Below are 24106 nucleotides of genomic sequence, written 5' to 3' on the forward strand. Positions count from 1 at the left end.
CGGCGCAGCGCGTTGCTGCGGCCGTCACGAGACGAACCGGGAGTACGATCATGATTCAGATGATGATGGCAAGCATCGGCGGTTCGACCGCCATGCCGAGCATGCAGGTGCAACGGCAGGTGTTGATGCTGCGCAAGGCGATGGGCGTTGCGATCGTCGCGAGTGGCTTTGCGATAATCGCCGCGCAGGCGTTGCAGCACGCGCTGGGCGGCTAAGCGCAGTACCGCCGGGATGGCGGCGCAGCAAGGCCTCCCGAGCACGTCTTGAGCGAAGCTTGCGGCATTTCACGCTACACTGTCGAACAGTTTTATTCGTGTTTCCGCAGACCGTCATCTGCCGACCGGTTCGTATCACTCTTCGAAGGAGTCATCATGGCCAAGAAAGAAGCCGCAGCAGCCGTACAGCACGTCAACATCGGGATCAGCGACAAGGATCGCAAGAAGATCGCCGAAGGGTTGTCGCGTTTGCTCGCCGACACCTACACGCTGTACCTGAAGACCCACAACTTCCACTGGAACGTCACGGGTCCGATGTTCAACACGCTGCACCTGATGTTCGAAACGCAGTACAACGAACTGGCGCTCGCGGTCGACTCGATCGCCGAACGCATCCGCGCATTGGGCGTGCATGCGCCGGGCACCTACAAGGATTTCGCGAAGCTGTCGTCGATCCCCGAAGCGGACGGCGTGCCGGCCGCGGAAGACATGATCCGCCAACTGGTCGAAGGCCAGGAAGCGGTGGTGCGCACCGCGCGCGCGATCTTCCCGGCGACGGAAGCCGCCAACGACGAGCCGACCGCCGACCTGCTCACGCAACGCATGCAGACGCACGAAAAGACCGCGTGGATGCTGCGCTCGCTGCTCGCGTGATTCGACGCGGCTAAGCCGGCCGAGTCACGTTCGAATGCAGGTGCGGGCAACACCCGCGCCGTGCCAGAAACGCACAAGCCTCCCTGCACGGGAGGCTTTGTTTTTTGCGCCGCCGCCGCGTGATGCAGGGGCGCGAGCGCGAGGCACTTCGATACGCGGCCAGATGAATTCAGAGCCACCGTGCGCTTCCCGTAAAATAGGCGCACCGTGTTCGCACTTCACCGAATTCGTCCCATGTTCGCCCGACTTCCCCTGTATCTGCGCCTCGTGCGCATGGACAAGCCGATCGGCAGCCTGCTGCTGCTGTGGCCGACGCTCAACGCACTGTGGATCGCTTCCGGCGGTCATCCGTCGTGGCAATTGCTGGTGATCTTCACGCTCGGCACGGTGCTGATGCGCTCAGCCGGCTGCGCGATCAACGACTACGCGGACCGCGATTTCGACCGCCACGTGAAGCGCACCGAGAACCGGCCGATCACGTCCGGCAAGATCAATGCGTGGGAGGCGGTCGTGCTGGCCACCGTGCTGTCGCTGATCGCTTTTCTGCTGATCCAGCCGCTCAATGCGTTGACCAAGGAGTTGTCGGTGGTCGCGCTGTTCGTCGCCGGCACGTATCCGTTCATGAAGCGCTTCTTCGCGATTCCGCAGGCGTATCTGGGCATCGCGTTCGGCTTCGGCATTCCGATGGCGTTCGCCGCGGTGCTGGATCACGTGCCGCTGCTCGCATGGGTGATGCTGGTCGCGAACATCTTCTGGGCCGTTGCGTACGACACCGAATACGCGATGGTGGATCGCGACGACGACATCAAGATCGGCATCCGCACGTCGGCGCTGACTTTCGGTCGCTTCGACGTGGCTGCGGTCATGCTGTGTTACGCGGTGACGCTGGGGATTTACGTCGGCATCGGCCTGACGCTCGGGTTTGGTCTGCTGTACTGGCTCGGCTGGACGGTCGCGGTGGGTTGCGCGATCTATCACTACACGCTGATCCGCAATCGCGAGCGCATGCCGTGCTTTGCCGCGTTTCGTCACAACAACTGGCTCGGCGGCGCGTTGTTCGCGGGGATTGCCGCGCATTACGCGGTGACCTCGTTTTAATTCGCGTCCGCGCTTTTCTGGCTTCAAAACGCTGGTGTTTCTACACGCCGTAGCGCGCGTGCCCTTAATTAGAAAAGGCAGGCGTGCTACGGCGTGTTAGTTTCCGCTGATTCTTTTCGACGCCGGTTCGCGTTACTGCTTGCCGAACTCGTCGCCCATCTCGCGCGCCCGTGCATCGGCGGCCAGTGCGCCCCGCACGATCGCGTCCTTGATGCCGCTCGCGTCGAACGAGGCGAGCGCTGCCGCGGTCGTGCCGCCCTTCGAGGTCACGCGCTCGCGCAGCACGCTCGGCGGTTCGTCCGAATTGGCCGCGAGTTGCGCGGCGCCCGTGAACGTCGCGACCGCGAGCGCGCGGCCCTGCGCTTCGTCCATACCTAGCTGGCGCGCTGCTTCCTGCAGCGCTTCAATGAAATAGAACACGTAGGCCGGCCCGCTGCCCGAGATCGCAGTGACCGCGTCGATCTTCGCTTCGTCGTCGAACCAGACGGTTTCGCCGACCGCGCCGAGCACCTGCGACGCGAGCGCGCGGCCCGCTTCGTCGACGCTGCCGCTGGCGACGAGACCCGTCACGCCCATGCCGATCAGCGCCGGCGTATTCGGCATCACGCGCACGATGCGGCTGTGGCCATTCAGCCAGCGCGACATGTCACCGATGCGAATACCCGCGACGATGCTGACGATCAGTTGCGACGCGCGCAGATGCGCCGCCAGCGTCTCGGCGACGCTCTTCAGGATCTGCGGCTTCACCGCGAGCACGACCGCGTCGTAGTCGGCGAGCGTGCCGTCGGCGGCCGCGCCGGTGCGGATGCCGAATTGCTGTTCGTTGCGCTTGCGCGCGTCTTCGTTCGGATCGATCGCATATAGGTCAGCGGGCGCGGCGCCCCGCTTGATGAGGCCGCCGATCAACGCTGCGGCCATGTTGCCGCCGCCGATAAACGCAATTTTCATGATGGTCCGGATAGCTTCAGATGAGATGCGGTGAGGGCTTCGCGCAGCCAGGTTCGCGCAAGGCCCGTGGAAAAGCTCAGTGCGAGTAATCGCGCGCGCCGAAGATCGCGGTGCCGACGCGCACGATCGTTGCGCCTTCGAGCACGGCTGCTTCGAGATCGGCCGACATGCCCATCGACAACGTATCGAGCTCGAGCCCGTCGTTACACAAGCGCTCGAACAGCTCGCGCAATTTGCGATGCGGCGCGCGCTGTTCTTCGAGATCGCCGCCCGGTTCCGGAATCGACATCAGTCCGCGCAGCTTCAGCTTTGGCAGTGCGGCGATCTGGTGCGCGATGGCGGCCGCCTCGTCGGCCGCAACGCCGCTCTTCGACGCCTCGCCGCTGACGTTGACCTGCAGGCAGACGTTGAGCGGCGGCAGGTTGTCGGGGCGCTGCTCCGACAGCCGCTGTGCGATCTTCAGCCGATCGACCGAATGCACCCAGTCGAAATGGTCGGCAACGGGGCGCGTCTTGTTCGATTGCAGCGGCCCGATGAAATGCCATTCGAGCGATGCGCGCAGATCGGCGAGCGTCTGGATCTTGTCGAGTGCTTCCTGCACGTAGTTCTCGCCGAATGCGCGCTGACCGGCCGCATGAGCGGCGCGCACGGCAGCGGCGGGAAACGTCTTGGAGACTGCGAGCAGCATCACGGACTGCGCATCTCGGCCGGCCGCTTGCGCGGCGCGGGCGATGCGCTCGTGCACGTCGGCGAGACTTTGAGCGAAGTGGTCGGCGAAACGGTGAGGCAGATCGGACATGGAACGAACCGGTGTTCAGCGAAGACGATGCCCCGATTATACGGACAGCATGTGCTCGACCAATTCGATCCAGTGCGCGACCGGCGTCGACGTGCCGCTTTGCAGATGCGCGATGCAACCGACGTTCGCCGACACGATCACCTGCGGCTCCTGCGCCTGCAAACGCTCGAGCTTCTGGTCGCGCAGCGCGTACGACAGGCGCGGCTGCAGCAGCGAGTAGGTGCCGGCCGAGCCGCAGCACAGATGGCTGTCGGTGGGGAGGCGCACTTCGAGGCCCAGCGCGCTGAGCAGTTGCTCGACTTTGCCGCGGATCTGCTGGCCATGCTGCAGCGTGCAGGGCGGATGAAAAGCGACCGTGTGCACCGAGCGGCGGCGCGTGATCGCGACGAGCCGTTCTTCGAACTCGGGCAGGATTTCGGAGACGTCGCGCGTCAACTCGACGATGCGGCGCGCCTTCTCCGCATACTCGGGATCGAGGCGCAGCAGGTGCGCGTATTCCTTGACCGTCGCACCGCAACCCGACGCGTTCATTACGATCGCTTCAACGCCCTGTTCGACGTAGGGCCACCATGCGTCGATGTTCGCGCGCACGTCGTCGAGTGCTTCTTCGTTGTAGCCGAGGTGCAGGCGGATCGCGCCGCAGCAGCCGGCTTCGGGCGCGATCAGCGTTTCGATACCGAGCGCGTCGAACACGCGCGCGGTCGCGATGTTGACGTTCGGCATCATCGACGGTTGCACGCAGCCCGCGAGCATCAGCACCTTGCGTTCGTGTGTCGCGCTCGGCCATTCGAGCGGGCGTTGACGCGCAGGGACCTTGTCGCGCAGCTTCTTCGGCAGCAGGCCGCGCACATGCTGGCCCAGCCGCATCGCGGGCGTGAAGATCGCGCTGTTCGGCAGCACGCTCGCGAGCAGCCGCCGCATCAGCCGCTGATTGAGCGGACGCGTGACCTTCTCTTCGGTGAGCTTGCGGCCGATTTCGACGAGCCGCCCGTATTGCACGCCGGACGGGCACGTCGTTTCGCAGTTGCGGCAGGTCAGGCAGCGGTCCAGGTGTACCTGGGTGCTGCGCGTGACCGGCGCGCCTTCGACCATCTGCTTGATCAGATAGATGCGCCCGCGCGGGCCGTCGAGCTCGTCGCCGAGCAGTTGATAGGTCGGGCAGGTGGCCGTGCAGAAACCGCAATGCACGCATTTGCGCAGGATGGCGTCCGCTTCGTTGCCATCAGGGGTATTGCGAATGAAGTCCGCGAGGTTGGTTTGCATCGCGTCGCTCAGAAGTCGGGGTAGAGACGGCCGCGGTTGAAGATGCGGGCCGGATCGAATGCATGTTTGAGGCCGCGATGGATTTTCATCAACGGCGCGGGCAGCGGTGTGAATACGCCGGCGCTGCGGTCGTAGCCGTGGCCGCTGCGGAAAATGGTTGCGTGGCCGCCGGCCTGCTTCGCGCTGATGCGCACGGTTTGCGCGTCGGTGTCGGTGATCCACCAACGCTGGCCGCCGCCCCATTCCATCAGTTGCGCGCCGGGCAGCTGCAGCGGCTCGGTGATCGACGGCAGCGCGAGACGCCACAGCGCGGCCTTCGGCGGAATGCTTGCAAAGAACGAGTCGGTCTGTTCGCGCAGGCCGCCCCAGAAGCGCTCGGCTTCGACCGCATCGACGACTTCGCCGCCGAGCCCGGTGCGCGCGGCCTTGACCGCGGCCTCCGCGCCGCCCAGGCGCACCGCGAGCGTGCCGTTGCGCCATGCGCTCGCGGTGATGGGCAGCGGCCGGCCGCCCCATTCGTTGAGCTTGCGTACCGCATCGGTGCCATTCATGTCGAATTTCAGCGTGGCTTCGGCCTGCGGGCGCGGCAGCACTTTGACCGACAGCTCGAGGATCAGCCCGAGCGTGCCGAGCGAGCCCGCGAGCAGCCGCGACACGTCGTAACCCGCGACGTTCTTGACGACCTGGCCGCCGAAGTGCAGCACCTGGCCCTGGCCGTTCATCACGACGGCGCCGAGCACGAAGTCGCGCGCGGCGCCGACGGCCGGCCGGCGCGGCCCGGAAATGCCCGCGGCGATGCAGCCGCCGAAGGTGGCCTGCGGACCGAAGTGCGGCGGCTCGAACGCCAGCATCTGGTCGTGCTCGGCGAGCGCGGCTTCGATTTCCAGCAGCGGTGTTCCCGCGCGCGCGGTGATCACGAGCTCGGCCGGATCGTACGCGATGATGCCGCGATAAGCTCGCGTGTCGAGGATCTCACCTTCCAGCGTCTGGCCATACCAGTCCTTGGTGCCGCCGCCACGGATGCGCACCGCGCGTCCCTCGGCGCTGGCCGAGCGCACGCGTTCGGACCATACGGCGACGATGTCGTCCTCTTCCATGGTGTCCTGCTCGTTGTGTTTCGTTTGATTGTACCGGGCGGCGGCTCGCTGGCAAGCCGGAGCGCACCCGCATGACGGGGCGCGGCATCCGTCTGAAGGGGCGGCGCAAATCGCCGTGCAGGCCGCGCCCGCATCGGCGCGGGCCCGGCACACGGTGGCTGCGCGATGCAGACGCCAGCCGCTAGAAGCGCGGTAGCTCGGGATGAGGCAGCAGTCCGCCGCGCACGTGCATCTTGCCGTATTCGGCACAGCGCGCCCGCGTCGGAATGCCCTTGTCGGGATTCAACAGACCGGGCGCGTCGAATGCTCGCTTGACCGCGTGGAACGTGTCGCGCTCCTCGGGCGAGAACTGCACGCACATCGAATTGATCTTCTCGATGCCGACGCCATGCTCGCCCGTCACCGTGCCGCCCAGCTCGACGCAAGCTTCGAGGATGTCGGAACCGAACAACTCGGCGCGATGCCACTCGTCCTGGTCGTTGCCGTTGAACAGGATCAGCGGATGCATATTGCCGTCGCCGGCATGGAACACGTTGATACAGCGCAGCTGGTAGGTTTTCTCCATCTCCTCGATGCGCGCGAGCAGCGGCCCGATACTTCGGCGCGGCACGGTGCCGTCCATGCAGTAGTAGTCCGGTGAGATGCGGCCGGCGGCCGGAAACGCGTTCTTGCGCCCGGACCAGAAGCGCAGGCGCTCGGCCTCCGTGCGCGAAATCTGGATACGGGTCGCGCCGTGCTCGCGCAGCACCGCGGTCATGCGCACGATCTCGGCCGCGACTTCCTCGGGCGTGCCGTCCGATTCGCACAGCAGGATCGCCGCCGCGTCGAGGTCGTAGCCCGCGTTGACAAACTCCTCGACCGCGCGCGTGGCGGGCTTGTCCATCATCTCGAGGCCGGCCGGGATGATGCCCGCCGCAATGATGCCGGCAACGGCGTCGCCGCCTTTGACCACATCGTCGAAGCTGGCCATGATGACCTGCGCCGTTTGCGGCTTCGGGATCAGCTTGACGGTGACCTCGGTGACGATCGCGAACATGCCCTCGCTGCCGATCAGCACCGCGAGCAGATCGAACCCCGGCGCGTCAGGCGCGAGCGAGCCGAATTCGACGAACTCGCCGTCCATCGTCACCGCGCGCACGCGCAGCACGTTGTGCACGGTGAGGCCGTACTTCAGGCAATGCACGCCGCCCGAATTTTCGGACACGTTGCCGCCGATCGTGCACGCAATTTGCGACGACGGATCCGGCGCGTAGTAGAGGCCATACGGTGCCGCGGCTTCGGAGATCGCGAGGTTGCGCACGCCCGGCTGCACGGTCGCGATGCGCGCATACGGGTCGACCTCGACGATCTTGCGAAAGCGCGCGAGCGACACCACGACGCCGTGCCGAATCGGCATTGCGCCACCGGACAGCCCGGTGCCCGCGCCGCGCGGCACGATGGGCACATCGAGACGATGGCAGATCTGCACGATGCGCTGCACCTGCGATTCGGTTTCCGGCAACGCGACCGCGAGCGGCAGACGCCGGTACGCGGCGAGGCCGTCGCATTCATACGCGACGGTATCTTCCTCGCGATACAGCAGACAGTGGGTCGGCAACACAGCCATCAGCGCCTGCACGACTTCGCGCTGACGCTGCGCGAGGACTTCGGCCGACAGTTCAGCGGGTGCGTTCATGTGAGTTGTCTCCTCGTGGCTTGCGCCGGTCCGGCTTCCAGGTTCGAGCCGGCTGTTTCGGGCGGCCTGCTTCGCGTCACTTGCGTGTTCGGGCCGGCGGCTTGTCGCGGCCAGCCTTCGCAATGTAGATCAGGCCGCCGCCCAGGCGAAAATCTTGCCCGGGTTCATCAGATTGCGCGGGTCGAGCGCGTGCTTGATGGAGCGCATCGTGTCGACCGCGACGTCGCCGTGCTCCTCGAGCAGAAAACCCATTTTGTGCAGACCGACGCCATGCTCGCCGGTGCAGGTGCCGTCCATGCGCAGCGCGCGCTGCACGATGCGATGGTTCAGGCGTTCGGCTTCTTCGAGCTCTTCGGGCTTGTCCGGATCGATCAGGATCGCGACGTGGAAATTGCCGTCGCCGACATGGCCGACGATCGGGCAGGGCAGCGGCGACGCCAACAGATCCTGCTCCGTTTCGACCACACACTCCGCCAGACGCGAGATCGGTACGCAGACGTCGGTAGTCACCGCGCGCGAGCCGGGCTTCAGTTGCAGCATCGCGAAATAGGCGTTGTGACGCGCGTTCCACAGGCGGCTGCGGTCTTCGGGGCGCGTCGCCCATTCGAAGCCTTCGCCGGCATTTTGCGCGGCGATTTCCTGCACGAGTTCGGCCTGTTCCTTGACGCCGGCCTCGGTGCCGTGAAATTCGAAGAACAAGGTGGGCGCTTCGCGCAGCGTCAGATTCGAGTGGCGATTGATCGAGCGGATCGCCAGCGAATCGACGAACTCGACACGCGCGATCGGCACGCCGATCTGGATCGTCTCGATGACCGCGCGCACCGCATCGCCCATCGACGGGAACGTGCACACCGCGGCCGACACCGCCTCCGGCTGCGGATAGAGGCGCAGCGTGATTTCGGTGATCACGCCGAGCGTGCCTTCCGAGCCGACGAACAGGCGCGTGAGGTCGTACCCCGCCGACGATTTGCGCGCGCGCGAGCCGGTCTTGATCACGCGGCCATCGGCGAGCACGACCGTCAGGCCGAGCACGTTCTCGCGCATCGTGCCGTAGCGCACGGCGTTGGTACCGGACGCGCGGGTCGCCGACATGCCGCCGATGCTCGCGTCCGCGCCCGGGTCGATCGGGAAGAACAGGCCCGTGTCGCGCAGCGCTTCGTTCAGTTGCTTGCGCGAGATGCCGGGCTCGACGGTGACGGTCAGGTCTTCGGCGTTGATCGACAACACCCGGTTCATCTCCGACAGGTCGATCGACACGCCGCCTTGCACGGCAAGCAGATGTCCTTCGAGCGACGAGCCATTGCCGTACGGAATGATCGGCACGTCGAACTGGCCGCACAGCTTGACGGCGGTTTGCACGTCTTCGCTCGTGCGCGCGAAGACGACGGCGTCAGGCAATTGCGGATCGAACGGCGATTCGTCGCGGCCGTGGTGCGCACGCACGGCTTCGGCAACGGAGACCCGATCGCCGAAGGCGGCTTTGAGCTGGTTCAGCAATTCGGCGGGAAACGGCCGGCGTAGCGGCGCCGGCGGTACGGGATGGTTCACGCATGTCTCCTGTCGAGCGGAGTTGGCGCTTCAACGCTTACTCCGGTCCGATGAAAGTTTCTTTAGGTAACAGCCTGTTTGCAGCAGCTGTTTCATTTTACGCCGTTCGCCCGCCGGACGGCGCTGGGCCGGCTTCCGCCCATATAATGGCGGCGATTTCGCGATGCGTGCAATATGGGCAAACGTGGTGGCCGCATCGTCACTGGAAGCAAGGAGACATCATGGGCAATCGCCTCAGCAAGATCGCCACTCGCACCGGCGACGACGGCACCACCGGTCTCGGCGACGGCCGCCGTGTGCGCAAGGACAGCGCGCGAATCGCCGCGATCGGCGACGTCGACGAACTCAATTCGAATCTCGGCGTGCTGTTGTGCGAGACCCTGCCCGAAAACGTACGCGCGGCGCTGGTCGCGATTCAGCACGATCTGTTCGATCTGGGTGGCGAGCTGTGCATTCCCGGTCATACGATGATTACCGAGCGGCATCTCGCTCAGCTCGACGGCTGGCTCGCCGACTACAACGGCACGCTGCCGCCACTGAAGGAATTCATTCTGCCGGGCGGTTCGCGCGCGGCTGCGCTCGCGCATGTGTGCCGTACCGTTTGCCGTCGAGCGGAGCGCGCGATCGTCGCGCTTGGCGAACACGAGACGCTGAACGCGGCGCCGCGTCAGTACGTGAACCGGCTGTCCGATCTGCTGTTCGTGCTGGCGCGCGTGCTCAATCGCGCGGACGGCGGCACCGACGTGCTGTGGCAGCACGATCGCGGCGCGCCTTGAATGGCGACGCGCATGCGCATGTAGATAGGTACTGAGCTTCGCACGAGCCGACGCTCAATCGCTCAACCGACGGCGAGCGTAACCGGCTTGCCGATGCGGCTCAGCATTTCAACGAGCGTGTCGATCGTGAACTTGGTGGTTTTCTTGTTGACGACGTCGGACACGCGCGGGCGCGACACCATCAGGATTTCGGCCGCCTCGGCCTGCTTCAGATGATGCTGTTCGATCCACGTGGATAGCTCGGTCATCAACTGTTCCTTGAGCAGCCGCGTGTCATTAATCTGCTTTTGCGACGCCGCGTGAAGGCGCTTCGCTTCTTCGTCGGAAAAACCGAGTTCGAGGAACACGTTCGCGCCGGCTCGCGTTACGTGACGAATGTTGGTGTCGATCGTCATGGCTGGGTGGTCCTGTAATGAGTGATGGCGCGATAGCGCGTTTCGGCAATTTTTCTGTCGCGGGGTCCGGGCTTCTGCGTTTTCTTCTGAAAGCAATGCAGCACGTACAGCGCTTCGGCATATTTGGTCACGTACATCACGCGAAAAATACCGTCCTCGTCTCTGATGCGAATTTCGCGCGTTTCCGCGCCGATAGACTCGAACGGTTTCCAGTCGTCAGGGTCGAGTCCTGACTGAATCTTGTGAAGCTGAAACCCGGCGAGACGACGCGCTTCGTTGGGAAAAGCAAGCAAATCACGGTAGCTGGAGCCTAACCAGCGAATTTCTTTTTCCTGCTCCATCGCCACCTCATGTATAAAATCGTATACGCATTCTCCAGCCTGGTCAAGTCGTGCAAGCAACCAGGCAACGAGCTATGACGATAGCGACGCTGCCGGCTGAGTACCATTCGTCCGAATGGCCAATAAAAAACCCGGTTCGAAATCGAACCGGGTTTTCTACGGACTACCGACAAGCCCCCGCGGCGGCGGCGGGGCAGGCGTTCAGTTGCCGCTGCCGCGCGCGACGCGGCGTTGCTTGACCGCTTCGGCCAGGCCTTCGAGCACGGCGACGCTTTCGTCCCAGCCGATGCATGCATCGGTAATGCTCTGGCCGTACGTGAGCTGGCAGCCTTCCTGCAGATCCTGGCGACCCGCGACGAGGTGCGACTCCACCATCACGCCAACGATGCGCTCGTCACCCGCGGCGATCTGACGGCCGACGTCCGCGCACACCGGAATCTGGTTTTCGTGCTTCTTCGAGCTGTTCGCATGGCTCGCGTCGATCATCAGACGCGCGGCGAGACCCGCCTTGCCGATGTCCGCGCAGGCCGCATTGACGCTGTCGGCGTCGTAGTTCGGCGTTTTGCCGCCGCGCAGAATGACGTGGCAGTCCTCATTGCCCGCGGTCGATACGATCGCCGAGTGCCCGCCCTTGGTGACCGACAGGAAGTGGTGCGGCTGCGAGGCGGCCTTGATTGCATCGACGGCGATCTTCACGTTGCCGTCCGTGCCGTTCTTGAAGCCGACCGGGCACGACAGTCCCGAAGCCAGCTCGCGATGCACCTGCGATTCGGTCGTGCGCGCGCCGATCGCCCCCCACGAGATCAGATCCGCGATGTACTGCGGGCTGATCATGTCGAGGTACTCGGTGCCGGCGGGCAGACCGAGTTCGTTGATCCGCAGCAGCAGCTCGCGCGCGGTGCGCAGACCTTCGTTGATCTTGAAGCTGTTGTCCATGTGCGGGTCGTTGATGAGACCCTTCCAGCCCACCGTCGTGCGCGGCTTTTCGAAGTACACGCGCATCACGACTTCGAGCTCGCCGGCAAAGCGCTTGCGCTGCTCGATCAGACGCCCCGCGTATTCGATGGCGGCCTTCGGATCGTGAATCGAGCACGGGCCGATCACGACGATCAGGCGGTCGTCCATGCCGTGCAGAATGCGATGCATCGCGGTGCGCGATTCGTAGATCACGTTGGACACCGTCTCGTCGCAAGCAAACTCGCGGATCAGGTGAGCGGGCGGCGTGAGTTCCTTCAATTCGCGGATGCGGACATCGTCGGTATTGTGCGGGGGCATGTGGTTCTCCTGAATCGGTTCGTAGCGTGTTCGCGTGGGTCAAATAGGTATCGAAAAGCGTGAGGCGAAAAAAAACCGCCAGGCTAGCTGGCGGTTTTTCGGGAATTCTCGGTGTCCTGCGTGTACTAACACCCCTCTCGATCCGCCAGCGGTCTGAGATACCAAAAAAAGTAAAAATAAAACTTGGCGGACATGGCGAAGTGAATGCGTCGCTGGTCAAAAAAGGTGAGTGACTTTATAACCCGGTACAGGCTCGGCTGACAAGCCAGGACGTCGAAAAATGCGGAAAACCCGCACGCTTCGCGTTTTGCGTGCGCGAAGCGTGCATCCGCCGAGTAATCAGGCCGTGCCGCCGACCGTCATCTTCTCGATGCGCAGCGTCGGCTGACCGACGCCCACCGGCACGCTCTGGCCTTCCTTGCCGCACACGCCGACGCCCGAATCGAGCTTCATGTCGTTGCCGATCATCGTGACGTACTTCAGCGATTCCGGGCCGCTGCCGATCAGCGTCGCGCCCTTGACCGGATACGTGATCTTGCCGTTCTCGATCATGTACGCCTCGGAGGCCGAGAAGACGAACTTACCGTTCGTGATGTCCACCTGACCGCCGCCGAAGTTCACCGCGTACAGACCGTTCTTCACGGACGCGAGAATTTCCTGCGGGTCCTTGTCGCCGTTGAGCATGTACGTGTTGGTCATGCGCGGCATTGGCAGCGCCGCGTACGATTCACGCCGCGCGTTGCCGGTGACCGGCATCTTCATCAGGCGCGCGTTCAGCGTGTCCTGGATGTAGCCCTTCAGGATGCCGTCCTCGATCAGCGTCGTGCACTGGGTCGGATTGCCTTCGTCGTCGATATTGAGCGAGCCGCGGCGGTTCGGCAGCGTGCCGTCGTCGACCACGGTGACGCCCTTCGCGGCGACCTGCTCGCCGATGCGTCCCGCGAACGCCGACGACCCCTTGCGGTTGAAGTCGCCCTCGAGCCCGTGGCCGATCGCCTCGTGCAGCAGCACGCCGGGCCAGCCCGGGCCGAGCACTACGGTCATCGCGCCGGCCGGCGCCGGACGCGCGTCGAGATTGACGAGGGCCGCGTGCACCGCATCGTCGACATAGCGCGACAGCACTTCATCGGTGAAATAGCCGTAGTCGAAACGTCCGCCGCCGCCGCCGCTGCCGATTTCGCGGCGGCCGTTCTGCTCGGCGATCACGGTGACCGACACGCGCACGAGCGGCCGGATGTCGGCCGCGAAGCCGCCGTCGCTGCGCGCGACCAGCACAACGTCGTATTCGCCGGCCAAGCCCGCCATCACCTGCTGGATGCGCGGATCGCGGCCGCGCGCCATCTGTTCGATGCGCTCGAGCAGCTTGACCTTCGCGGTGGCGTCGAGCGAATGCAGCGGGTCGGACGGCAGGTACAGATCGCGTCCGGCGATGCCGGTCAGCGACGACGCCACCTTGATCTTCTGCTTGCCGCCGCCCGCCTTGGCGATTGCGCGTGTGGCGATGGCCGCCTGGCGGATTGCTTCGGGCGACAGGTCGTCCGAGTAGGCGAACGCGGTACGGTCGCCCGACACGGCGCGCACGCCGACGCCCTGGTCGATGCTGAAGCTGCCCGATTTCACGATGCCTTCCTCGAGACTCCACGCTTCGCTGCGGGTGGTCTGGAAGTACAGGTCCGCGTAGTCGACGCGGTGCGTGAAGATTTCGGCGAGCGTGCGCGTGAGCAGCGACTCGTCGAGGCCATAGGGCGTGAGGAGGATGTCCTTGGCGGCGGCGAGATTACGGATACCGGGTTCGATGATGTTCATGCGAAGTATGTTCTGCTCGATACGAAGGGGTCGGGAAGCGCCTGCGTCGGTATATGCATGGCAGGCGCCGCAGTTTCAATGTCGGTTTCAGGTCAGCACGCGATGACGCCATGCCGGCAGGCTCTGCCGCACTTCGTCGATGCGCGCGCGTTCGAGGTTGCCCGCGACCACGCCGGCGCCCTCGTCGCGCACCGCGACGATCTCACCCCACGGGTCGATCAGCATGCTGTGGCCCCAGGTGCGGCGGCCGTTTTCATGTTTGCCGCCCTGCGCTGCGGCGAGCACGTAGCACTGGTTTTCGATCGCGCGGGTGCGCAGCAGCAGCTCCCAATGCGCGCGGCCGGTCGTGTAGGTAAACGCGGACGGCACCACGATCAGCGCGCAGTCGCCCATGCGCCGGTACAGCTCGGGAAAGCGCAGATCGTAGCAGACCGACAGGCCGACCCGGCCGAATGGCGCCTCGAAGCTTTGCACCGAGGTGCCGGGCCGGATCGTGCGAGCTTCGTCGAACGATTCATCGCCTTTTTCGAAGTTGAACAGATGGATCTTGTCGTAGCGCGCGGCTTCGTTGCCGAGCGGGTCGAACACCAGCGTCGTGTTCAGCACGCGCGACGCCTCCGGCGCATTCAGCGGCAGGGTGCCGCCGATCACCCAGAGCCGGTGGCGGCGCGCGGCGTCGGCCAGAAAGCGCTGGATCGGGCCATCCCGATGCGGCTCTCGCACGGCGAGCTTGTCGGTGTCCTTGAAGCCCATGAAACAGAAATACTCGGGGAGCAGGACGAGTTGCGCGCCGTCGGCGGCGGCTTCGGCGATCAGGCGCTCTGCGTCGGCGAGATTGCGATCGCGATCCGGCGTGCTGACCATCTGCAGCGCGGCGACCCGAAAGGGGCTGGCGACAGAGCCGGACGTTGCGGCGGATGCGGATGATGTGACGTGTGTTTCGCTCATGAGCGTGTCGAAAGACTCCCGGCGGGCGGTGGTATGAAGCGCGGGCACCGCATGGTTCTGGGCTGGCTCGGCCCCGTTGGCGCATCGAGTCGGCAGAGCAGCACGAGCGGCCGCGTGGAACGAGACAGCGGCGCCAGGGAAACCGAAGCTCAGTGCGCTTCCACGGTCGAAGCCGGAGCGTCAATCTTACCCCGTTCGCCCGTCACCCGCTGAACCTGCGGTTTGGACCACGAACCGGTGATCGCGTAGTCGCGCGCGAACACGTGCGACACCCCATGTGTGAAGGCGATATCGGCGACCAGCGCGCCGAGGCCGATCAGCGGATTGATGATCGTCGCGGCGATCACCGCGGAGCCGGCGCTGACGGTCGGTATTACGTGCAGGTGCAGGTTCTGGGTTCTCTGCGCGATGTCGACCGAGCCCACCATTTCGGCGCGGGCCGGCGCGGTCACCATCCTGAAGTTGTCGGTGCGGGCGATGCCGTCATGAATCTGCGCGGTACCGGTCACGCTCGAGAACGGCAGGCCCTCGCCGAGCACGTCGCGGAAATCGAGCGTGGCGATGCGCGCGAGGCTTTGCAGGCTCAGCACGCCGAGCAGCGTCGCGACGCCAGGATCGACCTTCAGGATCTGGCCGTGGCGCAGATCGAGCGCGAGGTTGCCGTTCAGCGTCGAATAGTCGATCGTGGTCGGGCCGCCCTGCCACACGGCCTTGCCCTGGATAGAGCCGACGCCGCCCTTGAGCGTTCTCGGCAGACCGAAGCGCTCGAGCATCGCGCCAGCGTCCTTGATGTCGAGCTTGAAATCGAACACGGTGCGGCGCGGCGTGGCTTCGTCGGCCGAGATGGGCAGTTCGGTCGAGGTGCGCCAGTTCGCGGTCGCGGTGAGCGTCGCGGTAGGGTTCGTCACGTCTAGCTTGTCGAGCTGCCACACCGGCACGCCGTTCTCGTCGTAGTTGTGTGCGTCGACCTCGAGCCGGCCGACGTTGCGGTCGCGCACGATCAGCTCGTTCACGACCAGATCGATCGACGGCATGTTCAGCGCGGGCGCCGACATCGCCGGGCCGAGCAGGTCCTTGTCCGCGACCGATGGAATCACGACGCGTGCGAAGCGCGCCTGCAGTTCTCCCGGCGATTCGCGGGTCACGCCCGGCAGCCACGACACGTGGCCGGACACCTGATTCGACGCGATGTTCGCCTGCCACGTGCGATCCATATGCGACGCGCCGACGATCACGTTGTCCCAGTGACGCTTGAGAAGCGTCAGCGTGTCGATGTGCAGCGCGAAGCGGTTCGGCAGGAACTGCGTGAGCATCGGATTCGGCGCGGCGGCGGGGGTGGTCGCGCTGCTGGCGTTGGTTGCGCTATTGCCGCCGTTCGCGCCGCCGTTCACGCCATTCGCCCCGGCCGTGCCCGCGCGCAGTTGCGCGGCGAGCGCGCGCCAGGCATCCGCGTTGAACTCCTTGATGTCCACCGCGGCGACCACGCCCTCGGACGGCAGTTCGACCGCCCGGTTCACGCCGATCGCGCCGCGCACGACGGTCGGTGGCGTACGCGGCTGCGCGCTCGGCCGATAGCGCAGCAGATACGCGGCGGCGACCGGCCCCAGCGTCAGGTCGGCGCGTTCGAGGCCGGCTTCGCCCGGCACCGTCGACGGATTGACCGCGAAATGCAGCGGCATCGGTGTGCCGGCCTGCTTCTCGAACGGCGCTGGAAAATCGAGCGCGAGGCCGCTTAGATCCGAGTTGGCGCTGACCTGCGGCAGGCGGCCCCTCGCGCCGGCGACGCGCAACGCATAAGGCGCGCTGCCGCTCATATGCGTTAGTACCTGCGCGGCCGCGCCAGGCGGATGCAGCTCGCGCGCGGCATCGACGGCGACGTGGCCGTTGAGCGCGAGCGCGTACGTGCCGTCTTGCCGCAAGCCGCCGTTCGCATGCACGTCGCCGCCAAGGAACTGTCCGGAGAGCCGCTCGACCTCGGCCGTTCGTTCGGTGAAGCGCACCCGGCCGTTCAGCCGCGACAACGGCGGCGCATTGCTCACGCTCAGGCGATTGTTCAGGAAGCCTAGCGCGCCTTCGACGCCGACATGCGGCTTCGGGGTACGCGGGATCGTCAGCTTCAGCGCGAGGGACGCGGGCCCTTCCGCGCGAATCTTTTCGGTCTGATGCCGCGCCATGATGCCGAGCGAGCTGCGGTTCACGTAGTCGAGCATGTCGGCGAGCGGGCCCCGGCCGTTGCCCTGGATGGTGAGGTTCGAGCCTTTGGTGCCGAGGTCGTCGATGCGGCCGTTCACGCCGGTCAGCGCGACGCGCTTGTAACGGCCGCGGTCGATGTCGAAGCGCAGCACGTTCTGCTTGAGCTCGAACACGCCGTCGATGCCGTCGAGCGGCGGCCAAACGTTTGGCGTGCCGTTGCGCATGTTGCGCGGCGGGAACGGCGTCGGATCGAACTTGCCGCCGGTGAACGGCGCGACGATGTGGAAGAGGCCGGCGTCGGGGTCGCGCGCGTAGGGGAACTTGGTCAGGTCGCCGTGCACTTCGATCGTGCCGCCGCGCGACACGCCAGCCTGCAGGCCGTGGCCCAGGTAAATGCGCAGCTTTTCGCTGACCGCGGTCGGCAGATAGCGGGCGATACGGGTCACCTGCGCGCGCTGGAAGTCGGCTTTGAGGTCGAGCGAGCCGCGGCCGTGGCCGGGATTGCTGTAGCTCGCGGTCGCGCTTGCCTCGACGTCGGAGTTCGATACGCTGAAATCGTTGAGCTTGACCGCGAACGCGGGACGCGTGTCGCCCGGTGTCTTCTTGCCCATCGTCCACTCGGCGCGGCCGCGCAGACGCGCGAGCGTCAGACGCGGATCGTCGAACACGCCTGGCAGCGTGATCGCCACGTTGGACGTATCGAGGTTCGCGCGGCCGCCTTTTTCGTCGGCGTCGACGGTGCCCCACAGGTTCTCGATGCCGGGAATGCCGGCGCGCGGGTGGCCGCGCGGGGTCAGGCCGGGCCCCGGCTCCTGGGCGGCGAAGCTGATGCCCTGCAGATCGCCCTTGAAGCGATAACGCTCGATCGGCTCCGCACCCGTCGGCCGATGGTCGCTGCCCACTTCTCCGGATTCCGGTTTGTCGCGCTCGACCTCGATCACGTAGTTCGCGACCAGCCCGCGCGGATTGATGCGCACGAGTTCGTTCAGAAAGTGCCGCGGCAACGGCAGCGCGCGGCTGAATTCGGCGAGGATGCCGAGATCGACGCGATCGCCGCTGATGCTCAAAAGCTGCCCGTGCTGCTGCGACGCGGTCCGGTAGCGGCTGTCGAGGGTCCGGAAGCGCAGGATGCGCGTGAGCGGCGTGCCGTCTTCGAGCGGCGGCTGGCCGAGCTCGGCACGCAGGTCCGACAACTGCAGCCGGTACTCGCCGTCGTCTGCCTCGACGCGCCACAGAAAGTGGGCGATCGGCACGAGCAGCTTTGGCTGGGTCGGGCGCACCCGCATCGCGACGTCGTTGCCGTTCAGCTGGCCGGTCGCCTGGTTCATCCGGCCTTCGCTGAAGTCGATCCAGATTGCATTGTCGATGCGGCCGGCGAACGTCTCGATCGGGAATTCGACGTAGCGCGCGAGGGTCGGCAGATCGACCGGGCCCGTCGACATATACACCTGGCCGCTCCAGTTGATCGGCTTGCCGATCGCGGAGAGCGGCGCGTGGCGAAAGTGCGTGCGGAAGTCGAGCGGGCCTTTCAGCACGCTGCCGTCGGGCGGTGCCTGCAGCGCCATGCGGTGGTCGCGGCCGTCATTGAGGATCGCGATGCGGATATCGCGCAGCGCCAGTTCGGGCTCGTGGCGGGTCGCGTCGCGCCAGCGCAGCACGCCGCCACGCACGACGATCGCCTGCTGACGCAACAACCAGGTGGACAGCGCGTCGTTGCCGCTGTGGCGCGTCGGTACCGGCACGCCCGCGACCGACAGCACGCCGTCGTCGCTGCGCGACACCAGCACGTCCGGCTGATCGACGATCAGGCTCGACAGCGCCGGATGAAACTCCCATAGCGAGCGCCAGGATACCGTCGCGGTGGCGTGCGGAATCGTCAGCGCGGGTTGGCCGTCGTGATCGCGGATGACGAGGTTGGTGACGTCGAGCCCAGGCTGAAAGCCGCTCCAGTGCGGCGCGAGCCGGCCGATCGTGAATTGGGTGTGCAGCTTGTCGGAGACTGCGGCTTCGATGCGCGGCCGGAACGTGTCGACGCGCGGCAGCACCACGTAGCGCAAACCCAGAAACACTCCGCCCGCGATGAAATAGAGGACGAGTGCGAGCGTGGCGAGCACGCGCAACGTCCGACGCAACCCGATGTGGTCGCTTCCGCTCACATGCCGGACCTGCGATGGGGCTTGCGGGTCGGCGGATTCGTTTCGCTCGGACATGCTGCGGCGGCTGGGCGTATGGTAGTTTTGCGTGTTAACGACGAAATGTAACACACGGGAAAGCGTCGGCGGACTTCCTGCAAACCCTGTCCGAAAGCCCGTGACGGGGATTCGCGAGGCCGTTCGGCACGGGCTTCGGCATGCTTGCCGCCGCGTGCCGGTTGCACAATAGAACGATATGACAACGACCCCGAAACGACACCCCTACATCGTCAGAATACCGCCGGACAAATTCGATCAAGCAACGAGCGAGCCAGATTTTTGATGACTGACGCAACCCTCCTGAGTGCCAGCTATTCGCACTATGCCGCGCGCGCCGCCGCGGCCCGCCCGCAACTGGTCGCGCACGTCAGCGCGCTGGCCGACGAACCGCTGACGCGCGAGCGCATCGACGCGCGTCTCGACGCCCTGTGCGCCGAGGCGGCGGGCCCCGCCGGTGCGCCGGTCAACGAAGATGCGCTGAAACGCGCGCTGCGCCAGTTGCGCACCGAAGTATTCTGCGCGGTGATGGAGCGCGACCTGGCCGGCGAAGCCGATATCGCCGAAGTCACCGGCGCGATGACCGATCTCGCGGAAACGACGATCCAGCGCGCGCTGACGGTGCTGAGCGCCGAGCTAGAAGCGCTGTACGGCGAGCCGCGCGACCAGCAGGGCGAGCGGCTCACGCTCGGCGTGGTCGGCATGGGCAAGCTCGGCGGGCGCGAGCTGAACGTGTCGTCGGATATCGATCTGATCTTCGTCTACGAGGACGATGGCGAGACCACCGGCGGCCAGCGCTCGCCGCTCGCGACCCAGGAGTTCTTCACGCGGCTCGGCAAGCGGCTGATCGGCGCGCTCGCGGAAGTCACCGCCGACGGCTACGTGTTTCGTGTCGACATGCGTCTGCGGCCGAACGGCGATTCGGGCCCGCTCGTGTGCAGCCTCGGCATGCTCGAAGAGTATTTCTACGTGCAGGGCCGCGAGTGGGAGCGCTACGCGTGGATCAAGGGCCGGCTCGTGTCCGAGGGCGCAAGCGCCGCGGCGCAGCGGCTGCAGAAGCAGCTCGATGCGATCGTCACGCCGTTCGTCTATCGACGCTATCTGGATTTCGGCGTAATCAGCGCGATCCGCGCGCTGCATCTGCAGATCCGACAGGAGGCGCAGCGCCGCGCGTCGATGCGCCCCGACAAGGCCGACGACATCAAGCTCGGCCGAGGCGGCATCCGTGAAATCGAGTTTAGCGCGCAGGTGTTCCAGCTGATCCGCGGCGGCCAGGACGCCGGCTTTCGCGTGCGGCCGACGCTCGCCGTGCTGCGCCATGCGGCCACGCATGGGTTGATGGACCCGTCGGTGTGCCTGAAGCTGTCGCAGGCGTATCGCTTTCTGCGCGAGCTCGAACATCGTCTGCAATATCGCAACGACGCGCAGACTCACGCGATGCCCGTCGATGCCGAAGACCGCGCGGCGCTCGCGCGCGCGATGGGCTGCGACGACTACCCGGAATTGATGACCAAGCTCGACGCGCATCGCGAGTTCGTCGAACAGCAGTTCGACCAGATTTTCGCCGACAAGGTGGGCGGCCGCGACGGCTGCGGCGCGCCCGAGGACGGCGCGGCCGCGTGGGTGTGGAGCAGTGCGCTCGCCGACGATAGCGCCGACGACGCGCTGCGCGCGCGCCTCATCGAACTCGGTGTGGCCGAACCCGGCGAGTTGCTCGCGCGGCTGCAGGCGGTGTGGCGCTCGTCGCGCTACACGGGCCTGAACGAGCGCAGCCGGCAACGCTTCGACATCGTCGCGCAGCGCGCGCTCGAAGCCGCGCGCACGCTGGAGCCGGCCGGCCGGCGCGGCGATACGGTCGCGCGCCTGTTCGATCTGCTCGAAGCGGTGGGCCGGCGCGGCGCGTATCTGGCGCTCTTGACCGAGTATCCGCAGGCGCTGCACCAGGTGCTGTCGGTGCTGGGCGGCTCGCGCTGGGCGGCCGGCTATCTGATCCGCCATCCGCAGCTGCTCGACGAACTGCTCGACGGCGAGGCGATCAACAGCCCGTTCGACTGGCCCGAATTCAAGCGTACGTTGCGTTTGCGGCTCGCCGCCGCCGACGGCGTCGAGCAGCAGATGGATCTGCTGCGCCACGCGCATCAGGCCGAGGTGTTCCGCATTCTGCTGATCGATCTTGCCGGCAAGCTGTCCGTCGAGCACGTCAGCGACCGACTGTCCGAGCTCGCCGACGCGGTGCTCGACGTGACGATCGAAGCCGTGTGGAATCAATTGCCCAAACGTCACCGCGACGTGCCGCGCTTCGCGGTGATCGCCTACGGCAAGCTCGGCGGCAAGGAGCTCGGCTACGCGTCGGACCTCGACCTGATCTTCCTGTATGACGATCCCGACGATGCCGCGGCCGACGTCTACGCTACCTTCACGCGGCGCCTGATCACGTGGCTGACCACCGCGACCGGCGCCGGCACCTTGTTCGACATCGATCTGCGGCTGCGGCCCAACGGCGAGTCGGGCCTGCTCGTCACCGATCTCGACGCGTTCCGCCGCTACCAGCTGCGCGAGGGCGACGCCGCGAATACCGCGTGGGTGTGGGAGCATCAGGCGCTGACGCGGGCACGATACTGTGCGGGCGATCCGGAGATCGGCGCGAAGTTCGAGGCGATCCGCGAACAGGTGCTGACGACACCGCGCGAAGCGCCGCCGCTCGCGAAAGAGATCGCCGAGATGCGCGCGCGTGTCGAAGCGGGTCACCCGAACCAGACGCCGACTCTGTTCGACCTGAAGCACGACCGCGGCGGCATGGTCGATATCGAGTTCACCGTGCAGTACTGGGTGCTGCTGCATGCGGCGCGCGATCCCGAACTGATCCGCAATACCGGCAATATCGCGCTGCTGCGCGAAGTGTCGCGTTTCGGGCTGATGAGCGAAGCGGAAGCCGAGACGGTCGGCGCTGCCTATCGGCGCTATCGCAAGCTGCAGCACACGCTGCGGCTCGATGGGATGGAGAAGGCGCGGGTCGATCCGGCGCTGGTCGCGGCCGAGCGCGAGGCGGTGCTGGCGTTGTGGAAGAGGGTGTTTGGGTAAAGGCGCTTGCGCATTTCGCGTAGCGCCAACGCATCATGCGCGGCCGGGATCGGTGTGACGTCCCGGCCAACCCGACTCAGGCCGTGTGCGGTGAGCTGAGCACGGCCGATCTCAGGCGGCCAGCATTTCCTTCGCGTGCTTGCGCGTGGTCGCCGTGATTTCGAGGCCGCCGAGCATGCGCGCGACTTCCTCGATGCGGCTCGCCTTGTCGAGCGAGGTCACGCTGCTGAGCGTGCCGCCGGTACCGTTGCTCATCTTTGCGACCTGGAAATGATGATCGCCGCGCGCCGCGACCTGCGGCAGATGGGTCACGCACAACACCTGGCGCGCCTCGCCGAGTTGATGCAATAGCCGCCCGACCACTTCGGCCACGCCGCCGCCGATGCCCGTATCCACTTCGTCGAAGATCAGCGTCGGTGTCGGGCTGGCCGCGCTCGCGATCACTGCGAGCGCGAGACTGATACGCGCGAGTTCGCCGCCCGACGCGACTTTCGCGAGCGGCCGCAGCGGCACGCCGGCGTGACCGGCCACGCGGAACTCGATCTGCTCGAGCCCATGCGCGCCGCCTTCGGGCAACGGCACCAGCGCGACTTCGAAGCTGCCGCCTTTCATCGACAGTTCCTGCATGCCGGTCGTGACCGCCTCGCCGAGCGCCTTGCCTGCTTTGGCGCGCGCCTTCGACAGTTTTTTAGCCTCGGCGACGAACGCGTCCTTCGCTTGCGCCTCGGCGGCGCGCAGGCCGTCGAGGTCGGCGGCGGCGTCGAGCGCGGCCAATTGCTTGCGGCGCGCTTCGTGTTCTTCCGGCAGCGTCTCGGGCTGCAGACGGAATTTTCGCGCGGCCGAGTGCAGCGCGTCGAGGCGCTTTTCGACCTGCGCGAGCCGCTCCGGGTCGAGCTCGAGCTTCTGCGCGTAGTGGCTCAGCGAATACGCGGCTTCCTGCAACTGGATTTCGGCGGGTTCGAGCGCGGCGAGCACGTCGTTCAGCGCCGGGTCGATCTCCGCGAGGTCGCGCACCTTCGATACGATCGAGCCGAGATGCGTGATCATCGCGTCGTCCGACTCGGACAGCGCGCCGAGCGCACCCTGCACGCCGTCGATCAGATTCGCGGAATGCGACAGCCGCCGGTGCTCGGTGTTGACCTCTTCCCATTCGCCCGGCTGCGGCGCGAGCTTATCGAGTTCGGTGAGTTGCCACGCGAGTCGCTCGCGTTCGAGTTGCAGCTCGCGATCGCGCGTTTGCGCGTGCTCGACCGCCTGCGCCTTGTCGCGCCACGTGCGCCACGCGCGTGTCACGGCGGCGGCCAGGTCGGACAGGCCCGCGTGCGTGTCGAACAGCTCGCGCTGCGCGTCCGGGCGCATCAGCAACTGGTGCGCATGCTGGCCGTGAATATCGACGAGCATTTCGCCGACCTCGCGCAACTGCGCGAGCGTCGCGGCCGTGCCATTGATGAACGCGCGTGAGCGGCCGTTCGCGTCGACCACCCGCCGCAGCATCACGGTGCCGCCGTGCTGGCCGTCGTCGGCCGCGCCGAGCGCCTGTGCGTCGAGCCATTGATCGACCTGCGCGTACGTTTCGAACTCCGCGGTGATATCGGCGCGGCTCTCGCCGGTGCGCACGACGCTCGCCTCGGCGCGCGCGCCTAGCGCGAGCGCGAGCGCGTCGATCAGGATCGATTTGCCGGCGCCGGTTTCGCCCGAGAAAACGGTAAAGCCGCTGTCGAATTCGAGGTCGAGCGCGGCGACGATGACGAAGTCGCGTATCGAGAGGTGGCGAAGCATGGAGGTCGTCGGGTAGCTTGGATTCG

18 protein-coding genes are annotated in these 24106 nt (G+C 66.1%); 5 read left to right on the top strand and 13 right to left on the bottom strand.

Annotated elements, in window-relative coordinates:
- Window positions 1-50 precede the first annotated feature (50 nt).
- From AB3X96_RS03320 to ubiA, 3 genes are all read left to right on the top strand, one after another.
- Window positions 51-215, top strand: coding sequence for a hypothetical protein (locus AB3X96_RS03320; RefSeq protein WP_368588565.1), 165 nt, complete (start codon window positions 51-53; stop codon window positions 213-215).
- Window positions 216-371: 156 nt separating this feature from the next.
- A complete protein-coding gene (locus AB3X96_RS03325; protein ID WP_018431894.1) occupies window positions 372-869 on the top strand; it encodes a Dps family protein in 498 nt (165 codons plus the stop codon).
- A 234-nt stretch (window positions 870-1103) separates the two neighbouring features.
- Window positions 1104-1967 (top strand): 4-hydroxybenzoate octaprenyltransferase, encoded by an 864-nt coding sequence (gene ubiA, locus AB3X96_RS03330; RefSeq protein ID WP_368588566.1) that lies wholly within the window; start codon window positions 1104-1106, stop codon window positions 1965-1967.
- 132 nt (window positions 1968-2099) lie between these two features.
- On the opposite strand, the gene proC is transcribed toward ubiA, so the two are convergent.
- The 6 genes from proC to AB3X96_RS03360 all read right to left on the bottom strand — a co-directional run bounded on the left by proC (window position 2100) and on the right by AB3X96_RS03360 (window position 9297).
- Complete coding sequence (proC, locus tag AB3X96_RS03335) at window positions 2100-2915, bottom strand: pyrroline-5-carboxylate reductase (RefSeq protein WP_368588567.1); 816 nt, start codon at window positions 2913-2915, stop codon at window positions 2100-2102.
- Window positions 2916-2991: 76 nt separating this feature from the next.
- The gene (locus AB3X96_RS03340; protein WP_368588568.1) at window positions 2992-3714 is read right to left on the bottom strand and encodes a YggS family pyridoxal phosphate-dependent enzyme; all 723 of its coding nucleotides are present in this window, start codon (window positions 3712-3714) and stop codon (window positions 2992-2994) included.
- A gap of 36 nt (window positions 3715-3750) precedes the next feature.
- Window positions 3751-4977 (bottom strand): glycolate oxidase subunit GlcF, encoded by a 1227-nt coding sequence (gene glcF, locus AB3X96_RS03345; protein WP_176109512.1) that lies wholly within the window; start codon window positions 4975-4977, stop codon window positions 3751-3753.
- An 8-nt stretch (window positions 4978-4985) separates the two neighbouring features.
- Entirely contained in the window at window positions 4986-6074 is a 1089-nt protein-coding gene (gene glcE / locus AB3X96_RS03350; RefSeq protein ID WP_018431890.1) for a glycolate oxidase subunit GlcE, read from the bottom strand.
- Between the two features lie 181 nt (window positions 6075-6255).
- Window positions 6256-7749, bottom strand: coding sequence for an FAD-linked oxidase C-terminal domain-containing protein (locus tag AB3X96_RS03355; protein ID WP_368588569.1), 1494 nt, complete (start codon window positions 7747-7749; stop codon window positions 6256-6258).
- 129 nt (window positions 7750-7878) lie between these two features.
- A complete protein-coding gene (locus AB3X96_RS03360) occupies window positions 7879-9297 on the bottom strand; it encodes an FAD-linked oxidase C-terminal domain-containing protein (RefSeq protein ID WP_176109510.1) in 1419 nt (472 codons plus the stop codon).
- Window positions 9298-9518: 221 nt separating this feature from the next.
- On the opposite strand from AB3X96_RS03360, the gene AB3X96_RS03365 reads away from it, so the two are divergent.
- Window positions 9519-10073 (top strand): cob(I)yrinic acid a,c-diamide adenosyltransferase, encoded by a 555-nt coding sequence (locus AB3X96_RS03365; RefSeq protein WP_368588570.1) that lies wholly within the window; start codon window positions 9519-9521, stop codon window positions 10071-10073.
- A 62-nt stretch (window positions 10074-10135) separates the two neighbouring features.
- Here the strand turns inward: AB3X96_RS03365 and AB3X96_RS03370 are convergent, their stop codons facing one another.
- From AB3X96_RS03370 to AB3X96_RS03395, 6 genes are all read right to left on the bottom strand, one after another.
- The gene (locus AB3X96_RS03370) at window positions 10136-10468 is read right to left on the bottom strand and encodes a helix-turn-helix domain-containing protein (RefSeq protein WP_368588571.1); all 333 of its coding nucleotides are present in this window, start codon (window positions 10466-10468) and stop codon (window positions 10136-10138) included.
- Window positions 10465-10809 carry a type II toxin-antitoxin system RelE/ParE family toxin gene (locus AB3X96_RS03375; protein ID WP_368588572.1) on the bottom strand — a complete coding sequence of 115 codons (345 nt, stop codon included), beginning with the start codon at window positions 10807-10809 and terminating at the stop codon, window positions 10465-10467. Before AB3X96_RS03375 ends, AB3X96_RS03370 begins: the two co-directional genes overlap by 4 nt.
- 201 nt (window positions 10810-11010) lie before the next feature.
- Window positions 11011-12084 (bottom strand): 3-deoxy-7-phosphoheptulonate synthase AroG, encoded by a 1074-nt coding sequence (gene aroG, locus AB3X96_RS03380; RefSeq protein ID WP_368585436.1) that lies wholly within the window; start codon window positions 12082-12084, stop codon window positions 11011-11013.
- Window positions 12085-12423: 339 nt separating this feature from the next.
- The gene (gene tldD / locus AB3X96_RS03385; protein WP_176109506.1) at window positions 12424-13890 is read right to left on the bottom strand and encodes a metalloprotease TldD; all 1467 of its coding nucleotides are present in this window, start codon (window positions 13888-13890) and stop codon (window positions 12424-12426) included.
- An 87-nt stretch (window positions 13891-13977) separates the two neighbouring features.
- Window positions 13978-14838, bottom strand: coding sequence for a carbon-nitrogen hydrolase family protein (locus AB3X96_RS03390; RefSeq protein ID WP_176109505.1), 861 nt, complete (start codon window positions 14836-14838; stop codon window positions 13978-13980).
- A gap of 149 nt (window positions 14839-14987) precedes the next feature.
- Window positions 14988-19241 (bottom strand): YhdP family protein, encoded by a 4254-nt coding sequence (locus tag AB3X96_RS03395; RefSeq protein ID WP_368588573.1) that lies wholly within the window; start codon window positions 19239-19241, stop codon window positions 14988-14990.
- Window positions 19242-19502: 261 nt separating this feature from the next.
- Here AB3X96_RS03395 and glnE point away from each other — a divergent pair, with 261 nt between their 5' ends.
- On the top strand, window positions 19503-22301 hold the full coding sequence (glnE, locus tag AB3X96_RS03400) for a bifunctional [glutamate--ammonia ligase]-adenylyl-L-tyrosine phosphorylase/[glutamate--ammonia-ligase] adenylyltransferase (protein WP_368588574.1): 2799 nt from the start codon (window positions 19503-19505) through the stop codon (window positions 22299-22301).
- 111 nt (window positions 22302-22412) lie between these two features.
- Here glnE and recN read toward each other — a convergent pair whose 3' ends face one another.
- A complete protein-coding gene (recN, locus tag AB3X96_RS03405) occupies window positions 22413-24080 on the bottom strand; it encodes a DNA repair protein RecN (RefSeq protein ID WP_368588575.1) in 1668 nt (555 codons plus the stop codon).
- Between the last annotated feature and the right edge of the window lie 26 nt (window positions 24081-24106).

Origin of the sequence: Paraburkholderia sp. BR13439, assembly GCF_040948805.1 — a bacterium.
Lineage (GTDB): Bacteria > Pseudomonadota > Gammaproteobacteria > Burkholderiales > Burkholderiaceae > Paraburkholderia > Paraburkholderia youngii.

Excerpts from the sequence above, each read along its gene's own strand:
- AB3X96_RS03355 (WP_368588569.1), bottom strand. The coding sequence starts at position 7,749 with ATGAACGCACCCGCTGAACTGTCGGCCGAAGTCCTCGCGCAGCGTCAG.
- AB3X96_RS03365 (WP_368588570.1), top strand. The coding sequence starts at position 9,519 with ATGGGCAATCGCCTCAGCAAGATCGCCACTCGCACCGGCGACGACGGC.
- aroG (WP_368585436.1), bottom strand. The coding sequence starts at position 12,084 with ATGCCCCCGCACAATACCGACGATGTCCGCATCCGCGAATTGAAGGAA.
- AB3X96_RS03390 (WP_176109505.1), bottom strand. The coding sequence starts at position 14,838 with ATGAGCGAAACACACGTCACATCATCCGCATCCGCCGCAACGTCCGGC.
- AB3X96_RS03340 (WP_368588568.1), bottom strand. The coding sequence starts at position 3,714 with ATGTCCGATCTGCCTCACCGTTTCGCCGACCACTTCGCTCAAAGTCTC.
- recN (WP_368588575.1), bottom strand. The coding sequence starts at position 24,080 with ATGCTTCGCCACCTCTCGATACGCGACTTCGTCATCGTCGCCGCGCTC.
- tldD (WP_176109506.1), bottom strand. The coding sequence starts at position 13,890 with ATGAACATCATCGAACCCGGTATCCGTAATCTCGCCGCCGCCAAGGAC.
- AB3X96_RS03320 (WP_368588565.1), top strand. The coding sequence starts at position 51 with ATGATTCAGATGATGATGGCAAGCATCGGCGGTTCGACCGCCATGCCG.
- AB3X96_RS03395 (WP_368588573.1), bottom strand. The coding sequence starts at position 19,241 with ATGTCCGAGCGAAACGAATCCGCCGACCCGCAAGCCCCATCGCAGGTC.
- AB3X96_RS03370 (WP_368588571.1), bottom strand. The coding sequence starts at position 10,468 with ATGACGATCGACACCAACATTCGTCACGTAACGCGAGCCGGCGCGAAC.
- glcF (WP_176109512.1), bottom strand. The coding sequence starts at position 4,977 with ATGCAAACCAACCTCGCGGACTTCATTCGCAATACCCCTGATGGCAAC.
- ubiA (WP_368588566.1), top strand. The coding sequence starts at position 1,104 with ATGTTCGCCCGACTTCCCCTGTATCTGCGCCTCGTGCGCATGGACAAG.
- AB3X96_RS03325 (WP_018431894.1), top strand. The coding sequence starts at position 372 with ATGGCCAAGAAAGAAGCCGCAGCAGCCGTACAGCACGTCAACATCGGG.
- glcE (WP_018431890.1), bottom strand. The coding sequence starts at position 6,074 with ATGGAAGAGGACGACATCGTCGCCGTATGGTCCGAACGCGTGCGCTCG.
- AB3X96_RS03375 (WP_368588572.1), bottom strand. The coding sequence starts at position 10,809 with ATGGAGCAGGAAAAAGAAATTCGCTGGTTAGGCTCCAGCTACCGTGAT.
- proC (WP_368588567.1), bottom strand. The coding sequence starts at position 2,915 with ATGAAAATTGCGTTTATCGGCGGCGGCAACATGGCCGCAGCGTTGATC.